A 14,512-nucleotide genomic window follows, 5' to 3' on the forward strand; every position below is an offset into this window, starting at 1 on the left:
TTACCCCTCGTCCTTGATCATGTAACCGGCGCCGCGGATCGTCTTCAGAAGCGGCTTTTCGAAATCCTTCTCGATCTTCGATCTCAGCCGCGAGACATGCACGTCGATGACATTGGTCTGGGGATCGAAATGGTAGTCCCAGACGTTTTCGAGCAGCATGGTGCGGGTCACCACCTGGCCGGCATTCTTCATCAGATATTCGAGCAGGCGAAACTCGCGGGGCTGCAGCAGCACTTCCTTGCCGGCGCGCTTCACCTCGTGGGACAGCCGGTCGAGCTCCAGGTCACCGACCCGGTAGACCATGTCCTGTTCCGGCGTCCCCTTGCGGCGACCGAGCACCTCGACGCGGGCGAGAAGCTCGGAGAAGGCGTAGGGCTTCGGCAGATAATCGTCGCCGCCGGCGCGCAGGCCGGTCACGCGGTCGTCCACCTGGCCGAGCGCCGAAAGGATCAGCACCGGAGCGTTGATGCCGCGCTTTCTCAATTCGCTGATGACGGACAGCCCGTCGCGGCGCGGCAGCATGCGGTCAATGACCATCACGTCGTAGGAATTCTCGGTCCCCATGAACAGACCGCTTTCGCCGTCGCTTGCATGGTCGACCACGATCCCGGCCTCGCGAAAGGCCTTGGTCATGTAGGCTGCCGCCTCCAAGTCGTCTTCTATCACCAGAATCTTCATGTGCGGGACAATAGCGTCCGCGCCGGTCTTTGCACTACGGGAATCTGCGGTGCCGGCAGAATATCGGGTATCCGTCTCCATCACTCGCTCCATGGAAAGAAGAGGGGCGCCGACCGTTGCCGGCGGCGCCCCTGATCTTGCGACCTGTTTGTGAAATCAGCCTTCGTTGATCGGCAGGGCGACGAAGCGGCTGGTATTGTTTTCACCAGCCACCTGGAACAGCGCGCGGGTGCGGCCATCCTTGCGGGCCTGCTCGAGAACCTTGCCGACATCGGCGGCGCTGGTGACCTTGCGGTTGTTGACCGAGACGATCTTTTCGCCGGTCTTCAGGCCGCGGGCAGCGGCTTCACTATCCGGATCGACATCGGTGACCGAGAGACCGGAACCGTCCTCGGCCGGAGCGACGGTGATGCCGAGGCTGGCGAGCGCCTTGTCGCTGGATGGCGCCGGGGCGTCGGGCTGCTTCGGCGTGGCGGCAGCGGCTTCGTCGCTCTGGAGATTACCGAGCGTGACCGGGATCTTCTGCGCCTTGCCGTCGCGCCACAGGTCGACCTCGACCTTGGTGTTCGGGCCGAAGGCGGCGACGCGCTTGGCGAGGTCACGGGCATCCTTGATCGGCTGGCCGTTGACGGCGGTGATCACGTCACCTTCCTTGATGCCGGCCTTCTGACCCGGAGAACCTTCCTGCGGAGCGACAACGAGGGCGCCGGTCGCTTCCTTGAGGCCGAGCGAATCGGCGATATCCTGGGTGACCGGCTGGATCTGCACACCGAGCCAGCCGCGGTCGACCTTGCCGTCCTTCATCAGGTCGGCAACGACGTCCTTGGCGGTGGAAGACGGGATCGCAAACGCAATGCCGACATTGCCGCCCGACGGCGAGAAGATCGCGGTGTTGATGCCGACCACTTCGCCGGAGAGGTTGAAGGTCGGGCCGCCGGAATTGCCGCGGTTCACCGCCGCATCCACCTGGATGTAATCGTCATAGGGACCGGAGCCGATATCGCGGCCGCGGGCCGAGACGATGCCTGCGGTCACCGTACCGCCAAGGCCGAACGGGTTGCCGACGGCAACCACCCAGTCGCCGACGCGGACCTTCGAATCGTCCGCGAAATTGACATAGGTGAACTTGCGGCTGGTGGCGTCGACCTTGAGCACGGCGAGATCGGTGCGGCTGTCCTTGCCGACCAGCTTGGCTTCGAGTTCCGTGCCGTCGTTCAGGACGACCGTGTAGGCGGAACCATCCGATACGACGTGGTTGTTGGTGACGACATAGCCGTCTTCCGAGATGAAGAACCCGGAGCCCTGTGCCGCCGGGCGCAGACGGTGAGGACGGTTGCCGTCTTGGCCCCGCGGGCCGTTGCGTTCGGCACGATCCTGGTTGCGGTTGTTGCGGTCGCCCGGAGCGCCCGGCATCTGGCCGCCGAATTCGCGGAAGAACCGCTTCAGCGGATGGTCATCGGGAAGCTGGTCGAAGCCGCGGCCGCCGAAGCTGAACGAACTGGTGTCATCGGAAACGGGCTGGGCGTCGGACTGGACACGGACGGAAACGACGGCAGGGGAAACGGCCGAAACGACATCGGCAAAGCTTGGGGCCTGCGGTGCGGTGACGCTGACCGGAGCAGCAAGGGACTGCGTGACCTGAGCCGGGATGCCGCTCGAGAGCATGACCGCGGCAAGACCAGCAACCGTGGTGGTCTTCAAGACGGTCTTCAGAGAGGGACGTCCGATATTGCGCATGTTTTAAGCTACCTTCTTCTCTTCAGTCATTTGGGCTGGAGGTCAGCCAAGCGGTGGATGAGGAGAGATATAGGCGCTCGCAGGTTAACTGCACGTGGCGGACGAATGAAATATTGGTAATGTTCGGGGCGGTTTGTTTCGGGCGCCTATTTTTTCAAAAGCTCTTCGATGCGCGCCTGTTCCTCGGCCGTCAGCGCCGCAACCGCGCGTTGGCTCGGCCGTGTGCGGACGAAGACCAGGATGGCGATTGCACCGACCAACAGTAGCAGGACCGGCGTCGCCCAGAGGATCACCGTCCTGGCGCTGAACCGTGGTTTCAAGAGCACGAATTCGCCGTAGCGGGACACGACGTAGTCAATCACCTGATCGTCCGTATCGCCGTTCGTCAGCCGCTCGCGCACCAGCACCCGCAGGTCGCGGGCGAGCTCCGCATTGGAGTCGTCGATCGACTGGTTCTGGCACACCATGCAGCGCAACTGCGCGGACAGATTTCTGGCGCGCTGCTCGAGGGCGGGGTTGGAGAGGACTTCATCGGGATTGACGGCGAAGGCCGGGAGGGGTGCGAGGAGAACCAAGAGAAGCAGAAAGGATGAGAAAAATCCCCTTCTGACCTGCCGGCCATCTCCCTCACAAGGGGGGAGAAAACCCGTGGCACGCACTCGCATCCATCTCAACGGTGCGATGAAGTGCTGAAGCCCCTCCCCCTTTTTGGGAGGGGTTCCGGAGGGGTCTTTGTCGACAGAGGTCGCCATCACTCCGCAGCCTCCAGCGTCGCCTTGACCGGCTTGGCCTTCCGGCTTGGCGCGCCTACGCGCAGTCTCCGATCCGAGAGCGACACAAACCCGCCGACCATCATCACCAGAGCGCCGCCCCAGATGCACAGGATGAACGGCTTCCACCAGATGCGCACGACCATGCCGCCGCTTTCCATCGCGTCGCCGAGCGAGACATAGAGCTGGCTGAGCCCGAAGGTGAGGATGCCGGCCTCCGTCGTCGGCATGCGCCGCGCCGTATAGAGCCGCTTCGACGACCAGACATCCGCCACCTGGACCCCGCCACGGCTGACGGTAAAATGCCCGCGCTGTTCGGTATAGTTCGGCCCGACGGCATCGCGCAGCCCGTCATAGGTCAGCGAATAACCGCCGGCGTCGACGGAAGCGCCCTGCTTCATCTCGACCACCGTCTCGGTGCCGAAGGTTGTCGCCGCGAAAATGCCAAGCACCGTGACGCCGAGGCCGAAATGGGCGATCGCCGTGCCGAACACCGAACGCGGCAGGCCGGCCAGCCGCTTGAGGCCGACCGAGAGCCCTACCTTGGCAAAATTGGCGCGATACCAGAGGTCGGCAAACGCGCCGATCATGCCCCAGAAGCCGAGCACCAGGCCGAAGATCGCCAGAACCGGCCCACCGTTCTGGATGTAGAAGAAGGCAAGGCCCGCAACCAGCGCCAGGCCGGCGAAGACATAGAGCCGCTGCAGGGCGCCCAGGAGATCGCCGCGCTTCCAGGCAAGCACCGGCCCGAACGGCACGGCGACCAGGAGCGGCAGCATCAGCAGGCCGAAAGTCATGTTGAAGAACGGCGCGCCGACCGAGATCTTTTCGCCCGTCAGCGTTTCGAGGACGAGCGGATAGAGCGTGCCGGTCAGCACGGTCGCGGTGGCCACCGTCAGGATCAGGTTGTTGAGCACCAGCGCGCCCTCGCGCGAGATCGGCGCGAAAATGCCGCCCGCCTTCAGCATCGGCGCCCGCCAGGCAAACAGCGCGAAGGCGCCGCCGATGAAGATACCGAGAATGCAGAGGATGAAGATGCCGCGGGTCGGATCGGTCGCAAACGAATGCACCGAGGTCAGCACGCCGGAGCGCACCAGGAAGGTTCCGAGCAGCGACAGCGAAAAGGTCATGATCGCCAGGAGCACGGTCCAGATCTTCAGCGCCTCCCGCTTTTCCATGACCAGCGCCGAATGGAGGAGCGCCGTGCCCGCGAGCCAGGGCATGAAGGAGGCGTTCTCGACCGGATCCCAAAACCACCAGCCGCCCCAGCCGAGCTCGTAATAGGCCCAGTAGGAACCCATGGCGATGCCGGCGGTCAGGAAGGTCCAGACGGCCAGCGTCCACGGCCGCACCCAGCGGGCCCAGGCGGCATCGATGCGGCCTTCCATCAGCGCCGCGACGGCGAACGAGAAGCAGACCGAAAAACCGACATAGCCGAGGTAGAGAAGCGGCGGATGAATCGCCAGGCCGAGATCCTGTAGCACCGGATTGAGATCCTGTCCCTCGGCCGGCGCCGGATCAAGGCGCAGGAACGGATTGGAAGTCAAAAGGATGAAGAACAGGAAGGCGATCGAGATCCAGGCCTGAACGGCCAGAACATTGGCCCTCAGCGTATCCGGCAGATTGCGGCCGAAGACAGCGACGAGCGCGCTGAAGAATACCAGGATCAGCAGCCACAGTAGCATCGACCCTTCGTGATTGCCCCAGACGCCCGAGAATTTGTAGATCAGCGGCATCAGCGAGTGGGAATTCTCCCAGACGTTCGCAACCGAGAAATCCGAGACCACATAGGCCCAGGTCAGCACGCCGAAGGAAAAGGCCACGAGCACGAACAGCACCAGCGAGCCGGTCGGGGCCAGCGCCATCATCGCGACATCGCCGCGCCGGGCACCGATTACCGGCAGCACCGAGACGATCAGCGCGGTTGCGAGCGCCAGAACAAGTGCATAATGGCCGATCTCGATGATCATCTCGTTGCCGTCCCCTTGGCGCCATCGGGCTGGCCCTGGCTTCCCTGGCCCTGGTTGCCTTGACCCTCGTTCCAGACGCCCTGCGCCTTCAGCCGGTCGGCGACTTCCTTGGGCATGTAGTTTTCGTCATGCTTGGCGAGCACGCTGTCGGCCACGAAACCGTGCGATGCCGCATCGAACGCGCCCTCTGTCACGACGCCCTGGCCTTCGCGAAACAGGTCCGGCAGGATGCCGGTGTAGGTTACCGGCACGCTGCCGGTTCCGTCCGTCACGGTAAAACTCACGGTCGAGCCCTGACCGCGCTTCACCGATCCTTCGGCGACCAGTCCGCCGAGCCGGATGCGGGTGCCGGGCTTGACATCGGACTTAGCGAGATCGGCCGGCATGAAGAAGTAAGCGACCGACTGGCTGAAGGCGAACATGACGAGCAGCACCGCGACCAGGATGAAGCTCATGCCGCCCGCGATCACCGCCAGCCGTTTCTGTTTGCGCGTCATTGCGCCACTCCTTCGACGGTGATTCCCATCTCGTTGGCGAGCGCCACCAGCTCGCCTGATGACGGGAACTGTTTGAGGCCGCTCTTCAAGGCGTCCTCGGCGCTGGATTTGTCGCCGAGCACGGAATAGGAGCGCACCAGCCTCACCCAGCCTTCAAGATTGTTGGGGTCCTGTTTCAGCCGTTCCGCAAGGCTGTCGACCATGCCGCGGATCATCGCCTGCCGGTCGCCCTGCGACATGTTTGCGGCCGCCGCCACATCCGCCGGGGACGGATTGCCGGGCGCCCGCGCCGTGTCCTGTCCCGTCGCGATGGTGCCGCCGTTCTTGACGATATGCTGGTTGATGAGCTGCATCCACGGCGCATCGGCCGGCGAACCCTTGGCGATCGTTTCGAACTGCGCCCTCGCCTCCGCCGCCCTGCCGGCCTGTTCGAAGCCGAGGCCGACATAGAAACGTGAACGCGGATTGTCCGGATCGAGCTTCACCGCCTGCTCGAAGGCGGAACGCGCGTCCTCGGTGACGATCCCGTCATTCGATGCGACCAGCGTTTCGCCGAGCCCGGCCAGCCGGACGGGACTTGGCCCAAGAATGCGGATCGCATTTCGATAGGCCATCTCGGCATCGCCAAGCCGCATGGAGCGGAAATAGATCGGCGCAAGCAGATCCCAGCCGGCGCCGTCATTGGGATTTTCGGCCAGATGCCGCTCCGCCTTGGCGACCAGCAGCGCGACATTGTTGCCGGGATTGGCAAGCCGCGCTTCGAGCGGCTGGTCCGGCAGCCCGGGATTCCCGAGCGCCAGGTAAAGACAGAGCCCGACGAGGGGCGGAACCAGCGTGACCACGGTGGTTGCGAGCGCATATTTTCGCGCCTTCGGAGCGACGTACGCCTTGCCCTCGCCGGCAGCGGCCGCAGCCAACAGCCGGCGGCCGATCTCCGCACGGGCGTATTCGGCCTCTTGCGGCTCGATCAGGCCCTGGGCCCGGTCCCGGTCCAGTTCGGCCAGCTGGTCGCGATAGACGGCGACCTCTCCGGCACGGTCGGCGGACGCTGTCTTGGCGGCTCGGGCGAAAGGCAGGATGAGGATTGCCGCAACGGCCGCCGTCAGAGCTGCGAGGATGATCCATAAAACCATAGTGGCCCAATACTGCAACGGCCTGCGCTTTCCAACAGCGCAGCCGGCGTTGACGCGAATTTGAGGCCTTTGGCCGCACGCTCAAACCTGCATATGAGGCCAATCCGATGCGGCGGCCATGACCCATGTCAAACAGCCGCAGAGGAAATCAGGTGAGCGGCGTCCAGGTGCCGTTCGAATTGCGGCAGGCAGCGCCCCGCGCCGTCATGTCGCGGCCATTCATGGTTACCGTATGGCGATACTGACGGCAGTTCTGGGTGCCCACCTGATAGGGAGCGTTGGCGATCACCTGGCCATTGGCGTCGTCACCCTTCCAGGTGATTGCCTCGCCCCCGGCCGCCCCTTCCAGCGCGCGATATTCCGCCTCGAGGGCGCGGGAACGGTCGCTTGACGACAGCGCCGCGCCGCTGCGGCCGACGATGCCGCCCTGCAGTGCGGAAATATAGGATGCGGACGGTGAGGGCCGCGGCGTCAGCAGGCCGCGCGTGCCGCCGGTCCCGGCTCCCGAAGACGTGCCACAGCCGGCCAGCAGGCCGGCAACCACAAGCGAGGAAACGGTATTTCGAAGGCTCAATAATCGCATCGTGTCGGAAACCGGTCGCGGCTCGTTTTCTTCGGAAATCTTGCCGAGACTGGTCCGGTCTCGACATGGCATCATTATGGCGTCATTGGGAAAACACACAAATCCGACGATCTTTCAGTCTCCCCGCATATTAGTAGACATATAGAAATGTCTCTTCCGACAAGATATAGCAGGCGATCCATCCGTCCATAAGCAACGGCAGGGAATAGGCCGATGTTGCCCTTGCGCCACAGTCATGCTGGGCCGTGTTGTGAACATCGGACGATCACTGGGCTTCCTTGGCGACGCTCGGAAGCAGAAGCTGTGCTCTCAGGCCGCCCCGCGCGCCGCGCGTCAGCTCGACCGAACCCTGATATTCCCCGGTGATTTCGCGCACGATCGACAGTCCGAGCCCGGCGCCCGGCTTGCTCTCGTCGAGGCGCCTGCCGCGTTTCATCGCTTCGCGGATCTGATCCGGCTCCAGCCCCGGGCCGTCATCCTCGACGGCGATCTCGACCCAATGGCGCCGTGCCGGTTCGCCTTCGCCGGATTGCGGGCCGGAGGTCGGCGTCGCGGTGATCCATACGCCCGTCTCACAGAAGCGAGCGGCATTTTCGAGCAGGTTGCCGACCGTCTCCTCGACGTCCTGCTGTTCCATGGCAAGCGCCACGCCCGGCGGAAAGACCGACAGGTGGAATTCCTTTTCCGGATTGAGGCGCCGCATCACCCTGACCAGGCGTTCCAGCACCGGCTCGAGTTCGGTCCGGGCAAGCAGCGATTCGCGCTGGGCGGCGATGCGCGCGCGGTTCAGGTAGGATTGCACCTGCGCCTGCATTCCCTCTGCCTGCGACCGCACCATGTCCGACTGCACCTTTTCGACGGCACGCGATTCGTTGAGCAGAACCGCGATCGGTGTCTTCAGCGAATGGGCGAGATTGCCGACCTGCATGCGGGCCCGCTCGACGATGCGACGGTTGCTTTCGATCAGCGCGTTGATATCGCTCGCAAGTGGCATGATTTCGCGTGGAAACTCGCCTTCCAGCCGCTCCGCTTCGCCGCGACGCACCTTTTCGAGCGAGCGCCGTGCACCGTCGAGTGGCAGCAGCCCGTAAAGGATCGCCAGACCATTGACGACCAGGCTGCCGAAACCGAAGACGGCAAGGGCAATATAGAGACTGCGGGTAAAGGCCTGGATATCCTCCTCGACAACCGCGAGATTGCCGGAGACGCGGAAGCGCGCGGCGCGACCTTCGCCGTCGAGTACGACTTCGGTTTCAGCGACCAGAACATGGTTCTTGTAGGCGTCGACGGCCGGGTAGAAGCGCTCGTAGCGATTGTTGAAGGGCACCGCCAGGATCGACGGCACGCTGATGTTCGAGGTGCCGAGCGACGAGGATGACAGCGGCGTCGCTGCAAAGGTGCCGAGCGGCTCGATGATCCAGTACCAGCCGGTCTCGGGCTGCGAGAAGCGCAGGTCGCCGAGCTGAGGGCTGCCGGCGAGCTTGTTGTCGTCACCGATCGTGATCGAGTTGATGACATTATAAAGCTGGGCGCGCAGGAGGTCGGTGAAGGCGCGTTCGGCCGATTGCCGGTAGAGCTGCGAGATGACGATCGAAATGACGACCAGAGCCAGCGCCGACCACAACGTGGCCAGAAGCAGCACGCGGGCAGTCAGCGATCTTGGTCCGATCATCCGGAATTTAGGGCGCATCGTTTGGCGCTTGCATCCTGTAACCGAGTCCGCGGACCGTCTCGATGAGGTCGACACCGAGCTTCTTGCGAAGCCGGCCCACGAAAACTTCGATCGTATTGGAATCGCGGTCGAAATCCTGATCATACATGTGCTCCACAAGCTCGGTGCGGGAAACGACCTGCCCCATGTGATGCATCAGGTAGGACAGCAGCCTGAATTCGTGCGAGGTGAGCTTCAGGGCGACGCCTTCGACGCTCGCCTTGGAAGCCTTGGTATCGAGCCGCACGGGCCCGCAGACGATTTCGGAGGATGAATGCCCCGCCGCCCGGCGGATCAGAGCCCGCACGCGGGCCAGCACTTCCTCCACATGGAAGGGTTTTGCGACATAATCGTCGGCACCGGCATCGATGCCCGCCACCTTGTCGCTCCAGCGGTCGCGGGCGGTCAGCATCAGAACCGGCATGCCCTTGCCCGCGGAACGCCATTTCTCGACGACGGTGATGCCATCCATGACCGGCAGGCCGATATCGAGGATAACCGCGTCATAAGGCTCGGTTTCGCCCAGATAATGGCCTTCCTCGCCATCGAAGGCCTGGTCGACCACATAACCCGACTCCTTCAGGGCGTCGGAAAGCTGCCGGTTGAGATTGACATCGTCTTCGACCACCAGAATGCGCATGCACCGCCCCTCGAATATTATGCCGGCGGCGATCACCGCCGGACCCGCTTTACATAGGAACCCTGACGGTCACCTTGCGCGGTCTTTGATTGCCATCGCCTTGGACGAGCACCGTCACGACACAGGTCTGGCCATCGGAGGAGGGCTGAGCGGAAAGAAGCTGGCCGCCGGTTTCCCGTACCACGCGAGACGCCGCCGAGCCGCAATCGCCTGCGACGAGGACGAGATAATCACGCGCAGCGACCTTTTCCGGCAAAAAGCCGGCGAAACCGGCAAGGCCGGCGGTCAGTATCGCGATGATTGGCAGTCGCGCCATGGTTACAATTTCCACTCACAAGACAAACAGGATTCATGTCCAAAGCATGTGATGGATTATGTAGCCAAAGGCGGCTGAATGGCAAATGAATGGTCCGTAATGCTTTCCTTCATGCGGCTATTTTCCCCTGATTCCGGTCTGGGCCGCGATACGACCGTAGATCGCGAAAAACCCGCCGGCAGCCCCTGCCAGCGTCACCGCAAGCTCTGCGAGCTCTGCCTGAACATCTGCTCCGAGCTGAATTCCCGTGACTTGCAGAAGCGAGGCGGCGACCGCAATCAACCCGCCCCAGACCGTTTTTGACTGATACCAAGCCTTCATGCCATCCATGCTTCATCTCCTTGTTTCGATCTAGAAAACTACAGTCGCCTCGGCCGGGACGCCGAGCGGGACCGCCCGGCCCATCTGCCGGACCCGCAACGAAAGGCTCGATTGGATACCGCCGAAATCGGCAATCTCGTCGGCCGCCGGATAGGTGAAGGCGGGTTCCGTCACCTCGACCATGCGCCTGACGGTGGCGCCGTCCAGCATCTCGAGCCGGTAGCGCTCCTCCGGCTCGTCCAGAGGAATTTCGATCCCGTCCCAATTGTCCGCCTCGACCCTGCCACGCCTGACCCAGGTCAGCCTGGCATTGCCGCCAACCGGCCGCTCACCGCGGATATGGACCGGCGAAAGCGGCGTCTCGGCGCGCATGCCCCCCGTAAATCCATGCGGGCCGGAACGTCCGCCCGCCTGCCCCAGGCTTTCCGCCAGCCAGTTCATGGCCCGGCCACGCTCCTCCGCCGACAGTCCCAGCGGCACAACGGCTTCGTCGAGCAAGACGATGGCTGCACCCGCCGCGGCGCCCGCCAACATGGCATCCCCGGTGCCCGCCAGCCCGCGCAACAGGTTCGACAGCGCCCAGCGATTCGGGCTGATCTCTTCGGCTGCAGCAAAGCCGAGCACTTCCCAGGCGCCGTTCTGGGCCTTCACCGCAATACGGTTTTCGCCATTCAGCACCGCCTGCTCGTCCGCCGACGACAGGCCGCCGAAAAACAGTTCGATCTCCATAACCACACCTCGATCGAAACGCCCGATCACGCCGCCCGAAAGCGGCGTCGCCAGAACGCCGACCCTTGCCGGCCGGTCGAGCGCTGAGCGCGTGCGATACCCTTCGGTCGCCACGGAAGAGGACAGCGCCATCCGCCGCCACGGCCGGCAGAAGCCTGCAACGCGGGCGAAGCTCGCTGGCTCACCCGGCGTAAATCGCGGCAGATCAAGAAAGTGCAGTACAGGCGCAAATCCGTCGGAGACGGCGCTACCGCCATTTCTGTGTCCCTCCCCGACAGCATAATTCAACGGCGCCAGCGGCGCGTGGTGCCGCGCCTCGATCCGCCGCGCCGGGCCCTCTTCGACCCGTTCGACGATGAACGTCCCCTCCGGCCCGGCGCCATCCGGCAGAGCCAGCCGCACCGCATCGCCGGGCTCGACTGCAATATCGGCGGGCGAAAGCGCAAAGCTCAACGACCGCCTCGCGACCCTGTGCGTACGCAGCAGCGTCTCGACCGCACCGAGCGACGTCTCCTCCGGCAGCACGGCCGGCAGGTCGTAGCTCAGGATGCGCTGGCTTTCCGCCCGCGCCCGCCGCGATCGCACACCCGCCTGTTCGTAGTCCAGGCTCGGATTGTAGGAGGTCAGCACCGCCTCAGCCGCAAAATCGCTGTCATGCCCCCGGTTTTCCGACCAGAGCGGCTGATCCTCTATATCGGCAATGACGGCGATCTCCTTCGCCGCCAGGCTCGCCGTCAACCGCGACCGGAAGCGCAGCCTGCCGCCGTCTTCGGCAACATCCACCTGAAAGACCTCGAGCAACGGCTCCAGAAGCGCCCTCGCGGAGGTCACCTCGCCCTGCACGTAGCCAGTCAGGTCGCCGCTCACGTCCGAAACGTCGAAATCCTCAAAACCATGCTCGGTCAGGATCGCGGCGATGGCATCGGCAAGCGTAGTTCCGCCCAGCCGGCCATTGAGCCAATGGCCCGTGCGCCAGTTGCCGCCATCGCTCCAGGCCGAAAGATCGCCGGGAAAGGCCGGAACAGGCCGGGCATCCCAGGTCCAGACGAAGACGTGATCCCGATCGACCATGCCGGCGGGCGGCGCGTCGCCCTGCCACCAGCCATGATGCGCTTCCAGGAAGCGCCGCTGCATGCTGTCCGACCGCCCGCCGCTCGAAAAATACGGCAGAGCGCTTTCGGCCGATTTCGGGTCGGTAAAGACGTTCGGCTGATTGGCGCCCTTGTCGACCGCCGGGCAACCGAGTTCGGTAAACCAGATCGGCTTCATGCCGGGCACCCAGTCCGTGGGCATTGTATTCTCGGCCCCGCCCACACGGTCATGATGGTCATTCGACCACCATCCCGGGAGATCCTTGTAACGAAATACCCACGGCTTGCCCGCCAGCCCGTCCGAAATTGGCGATCGCAGCCGGTTTCGCCGGTCCGCATCGCTCGCATAATACCAGTCGAAACCCTCCCCGGCGGCGATCTGCGCCGCCATCGCTTGGCCGTCATCCGCAAGACGAAAACCATCCGGATTGTCCGCGGCAAGATCCTCGTCGCGCCAATCGGCGAGCGGCATGTAGTTGTCGATGCCGACCGCATCGATATCCGCCGAAGCCCAGAGCGGATCGAGATGGAAATGCACCTCGCCCGAACCGTCCTGCGGGTGATAGCCGAAATATTCGCTCCAGTCGGCGCCATAGGTGAGCTTCGTCCCCGGCCCGACGATCGCCCGCACATTCGCCGCAAGCCGAACCAGTTCCTGCACGAAAGGAAAGGTCCCCGTCTCGTCGCGCAATTGCGTCAGCCCGCGCAGCTCCGAGCCGAGAATGAAGCCATCGACACCGCCCGTGGCCGCCGCCAGGCCGGCATAATGCAGCACCATGCGCCGGTACCCTTCGGAACCGGCGCTGAAAGCCTGCACCTGCGCCCGCGCATCCGCAGTCTTATCCGCCGACAGCGGGAAACAGGTGATCCGCCCGCGCCAGGGAAAGGCCGCCTGCTCCGCGCCGCCATAGGGGTCAGGCCGGCCATTGCCGGGCGGAATATCCATCATCACGAACGGATAGAGATAGACCTTCAGTCCACGCGCCTTGAGATCGGAAATCGCCTGCGCGACGCTCGCGTCACTCGGCGTGCCGCCGAAAGCCGGGCCGCTGAGCTGGCTCACCAGATGCGCACCGCCGCGCGATATCCCTGCCACGGACCATTCCGCGCTCTCCTCCCACCGCTCGGGCACTTCGACGCCGGGCACGATCCGGCAATGCCCAGCCCTGAGGTCCGTTCCGAACCAGGAGACCACCAGCGCCACCCGTTCGAGGTTTGGGCAGAGCGCCTGCAGCTCGTCGAGCGACGCGTGCCAGTCGGTTCCGGACGCGAGCGTGTGGCGGTTGAGAATGCGTGCGCTGCCCTCGCCGGTCTTCTCCGTCACCGGCCGGGTCGCATAACCATGCTCGGTCGCGCCCGGTATGAGCGTTACGGCGCGTATCTGACGTTCGAGCCTGCCCACCGGCCGCAGCACCTCGAACTGCAGGAGCGGGATGCGATTGCCGAAACTGTCGAGCGGCAGTCGTTCGAACACGACATAGGCCAGCCCGCGATAGGCCGGCGCATTGCCCTCGCCCTGCTTTGCCTCGATCAGCGGATCGGGCAATTGCTCCCCGTCGCCACGATGGACCCGCATCTCGATCGCCGTCAGATCGAGCGCACGTCCATCGGCCCAGACCCGCCGCACGCCCGCGATCGGCCCCTCGCAGAGCCCGACCGCCAGGTTTGCGAAATAGCGGAACGTCTCCACCCGCGGCCCGCTCGTCGCCTTGCCGCCGGAGCGCTCTCGCGTCACCTCTTCCTCGAAACGCGTCGCCCAGATCAGCGTGCCGCCGATCCGCGCCGTACCGTAGATTCGGTTGATCGCCGTACCCTCGTCAGCACCCGGAATGCGTGCAGTCGCCAGCCGAGGCCCGGAGATGGTCGCGCCGCTGCCGCCGATCAGCGCCCGATCGACCATGCTGCCGGCCAGTGCCCCCGCCGCCCGCCCGATGATGGCGCCGACCGGACCGAACACACTGCCGAGCGCCGCACCCGCCGCCTGGAAAAGGATAGTGGCCATAGTACAACCTCACACACTGCAACCACGCGAAACAGCTACTTTTCGCTCTCCATGATTGCATGTTAGATTAAAGTCGGTTGAGGATTAAAAGCAGAATACGCCGCACCAGCAGGCGTGTCGGCGAAGATGGGCTCCGCCGACGTGGGCAGATGCCTTAGTTCTCAATCACGGAGGGGATGTTATGAGGCCACGGCCTTTTAGCGTCACGCTGATGGTGAAGAAAACCCGGACGGGCTGGTCTATAGCCGTCCGGGTCATATTCGCTAGATAGTAAAACGATGGGCGAGGTTACCGCCTCGCTCATCACTCCACCAATATAGACCATGCCGTCAAA

Annotated in this window: 12 protein-coding genes; all 12 read right to left on the reverse strand. The window is 64.1% G+C overall.

The window, feature by feature from the left end:
- Nucleotides 1-759: a response regulator transcription factor gene (locus GQ59_RS10925; RefSeq protein ID WP_280114037.1), complete on the reverse strand. Its 759-nt coding sequence runs from the start codon at nucleotides 757-759 to the stop codon at nucleotides 1-3.
- Between the two features lie 75 nt (nucleotides 760-834).
- The gene (locus tag GQ59_RS10930) at nucleotides 835-2,415 is read right to left on the reverse strand and encodes a Do family serine endopeptidase (protein ID WP_037080994.1); all 1,581 of its coding nucleotides are present in this window, start codon (nucleotides 2,413-2,415) and stop codon (nucleotides 835-837) included.
- Between the two features lie 146 nt (nucleotides 2,416-2,561).
- The gene (locus tag GQ59_RS10935) at nucleotides 2,562-3,080 is read right to left on the reverse strand and encodes a cytochrome c-type biogenesis protein (RefSeq protein WP_432762578.1); all 519 of its coding nucleotides are present in this window, start codon (nucleotides 3,078-3,080) and stop codon (nucleotides 2,562-2,564) included.
- 86 nt (nucleotides 3,081-3,166) lie between these two features.
- Nucleotides 3,167-5,155: a heme lyase CcmF/NrfE family subunit gene (locus GQ59_RS10940; RefSeq protein WP_037080995.1), complete on the reverse strand. Its 1,989-nt coding sequence runs from the start codon at nucleotides 5,153-5,155 to the stop codon at nucleotides 3,167-3,169.
- Entirely contained in the window at nucleotides 5,152-5,652 is a 501-nt protein-coding gene (gene ccmE / locus GQ59_RS10945; RefSeq protein ID WP_037080996.1) for a cytochrome c maturation protein CcmE, read from the reverse strand. The genes GQ59_RS10940 and ccmE overlap by 4 nt, the downstream gene beginning before the upstream one ends.
- The gene (gene ccmI / locus GQ59_RS10950; protein WP_037080998.1) at nucleotides 5,649-6,785 is read right to left on the reverse strand and encodes a c-type cytochrome biogenesis protein CcmI; all 1,137 of its coding nucleotides are present in this window, start codon (nucleotides 6,783-6,785) and stop codon (nucleotides 5,649-5,651) included. Before ccmI ends, ccmE begins: the two co-directional genes overlap by 4 nt.
- Nucleotides 6,786-6,933: 148 nt before the next feature.
- A complete protein-coding gene (locus GQ59_RS10955; RefSeq protein ID WP_037081179.1) occupies nucleotides 6,934-7,368 on the reverse strand; it encodes an RT0821/Lpp0805 family surface protein in 435 nt (144 codons plus the stop codon).
- 265 nt (nucleotides 7,369-7,633) lie between these two features.
- Nucleotides 7,634-9,040: an ATP-binding protein gene (locus GQ59_RS10960; protein ID WP_037080999.1), complete on the reverse strand. Its 1,407-nt coding sequence runs from the start codon at nucleotides 9,038-9,040 to the stop codon at nucleotides 7,634-7,636.
- A 7-nt stretch (nucleotides 9,041-9,047) separates the two neighbouring features.
- Complete coding sequence (locus tag GQ59_RS10965; protein WP_037081001.1) at nucleotides 9,048-9,719, reverse strand: response regulator transcription factor; 672 nt, start codon at nucleotides 9,717-9,719, stop codon at nucleotides 9,048-9,050.
- A 49-nt stretch (nucleotides 9,720-9,768) separates the two neighbouring features.
- The gene (locus tag GQ59_RS10970; protein ID WP_037081003.1) at nucleotides 9,769-10,035 is read right to left on the reverse strand and encodes a hypothetical protein; all 267 of its coding nucleotides are present in this window, start codon (nucleotides 10,033-10,035) and stop codon (nucleotides 9,769-9,771) included.
- Between the two features lie 117 nt (nucleotides 10,036-10,152).
- The gene (locus GQ59_RS10975) at nucleotides 10,153-10,365 is read right to left on the reverse strand and encodes a hypothetical protein (protein WP_037081006.1); all 213 of its coding nucleotides are present in this window, start codon (nucleotides 10,363-10,365) and stop codon (nucleotides 10,153-10,155) included.
- Between the two features lie 21 nt (nucleotides 10,366-10,386).
- Nucleotides 10,387-14,178, reverse strand: coding sequence for a baseplate multidomain protein megatron (locus GQ59_RS10980; RefSeq protein WP_037081008.1), 3,792 nt, complete (start codon nucleotides 14,176-14,178; stop codon nucleotides 10,387-10,389).
- Nucleotides 14,179-14,512 lie beyond the last annotated feature (334 nt).

The sequence above is a fragment of the Neorhizobium vignae genome (genome assembly GCF_000732195.1).
GTDB classification, from domain to species: Bacteria; Pseudomonadota; Alphaproteobacteria; order Rhizobiales; family Rhizobiaceae; genus Neorhizobium; species Neorhizobium vignae.

Excerpts from the sequence above, each read along its gene's own strand:
- GQ59_RS10975 (WP_037081006.1), bottom strand. The coding sequence starts at position 10,365 with ATGGATGGCATGAAGGCTTGGTATCAGTCAAAAACGGTCTGGGGCGGG.
- GQ59_RS10935 (WP_432762578.1), bottom strand. The coding sequence starts at position 3,080 with ATGCGAGTGCGTGCCACGGGTTTTCTCCCCCCTTGTGAGGGAGATGGC.
- ccmE (WP_037080996.1), bottom strand. The coding sequence starts at position 5,652 with ATGACGCGCAAACAGAAACGGCTGGCGGTGATCGCGGGCGGCATGAGC.
- GQ59_RS10955 (WP_037081179.1), bottom strand. The coding sequence starts at position 7,368 with ATGCGATTATTGAGCCTTCGAAATACCGTTTCCTCGCTTGTGGTTGCC.
- GQ59_RS10930 (WP_037080994.1), bottom strand. The coding sequence starts at position 2,415 with ATGCGCAATATCGGACGTCCCTCTCTGAAGACCGTCTTGAAGACCACC.
- GQ59_RS10965 (WP_037081001.1), bottom strand. The coding sequence starts at position 9,719 with ATGCGCATTCTGGTGGTCGAAGACGATGTCAATCTCAACCGGCAGCTT.
- GQ59_RS10970 (WP_037081003.1), bottom strand. The coding sequence starts at position 10,035 with ATGGCGCGACTGCCAATCATCGCGATACTGACCGCCGGCCTTGCCGGT.
- GQ59_RS10960 (WP_037080999.1), bottom strand. The coding sequence starts at position 9,040 with ATGATCGGACCAAGATCGCTGACTGCCCGCGTGCTGCTTCTGGCCACG.
- GQ59_RS10980 (WP_037081008.1), bottom strand. The coding sequence starts at position 14,178 with ATGGCCACTATCCTTTTCCAGGCGGCGGGTGCGGCGCTCGGCAGTGTG.
- ccmI (WP_037080998.1), bottom strand. The coding sequence starts at position 6,785 with ATGGTTTTATGGATCATCCTCGCAGCTCTGACGGCGGCCGTTGCGGCA.
- GQ59_RS10940 (WP_037080995.1), bottom strand. The coding sequence starts at position 5,155 with ATGATCATCGAGATCGGCCATTATGCACTTGTTCTGGCGCTCGCAACC.
- GQ59_RS10925 (WP_280114037.1), bottom strand. The coding sequence starts at position 759 with ATGGAGACGGATACCCGATATTCTGCCGGCACCGCAGATTCCCGTAGT.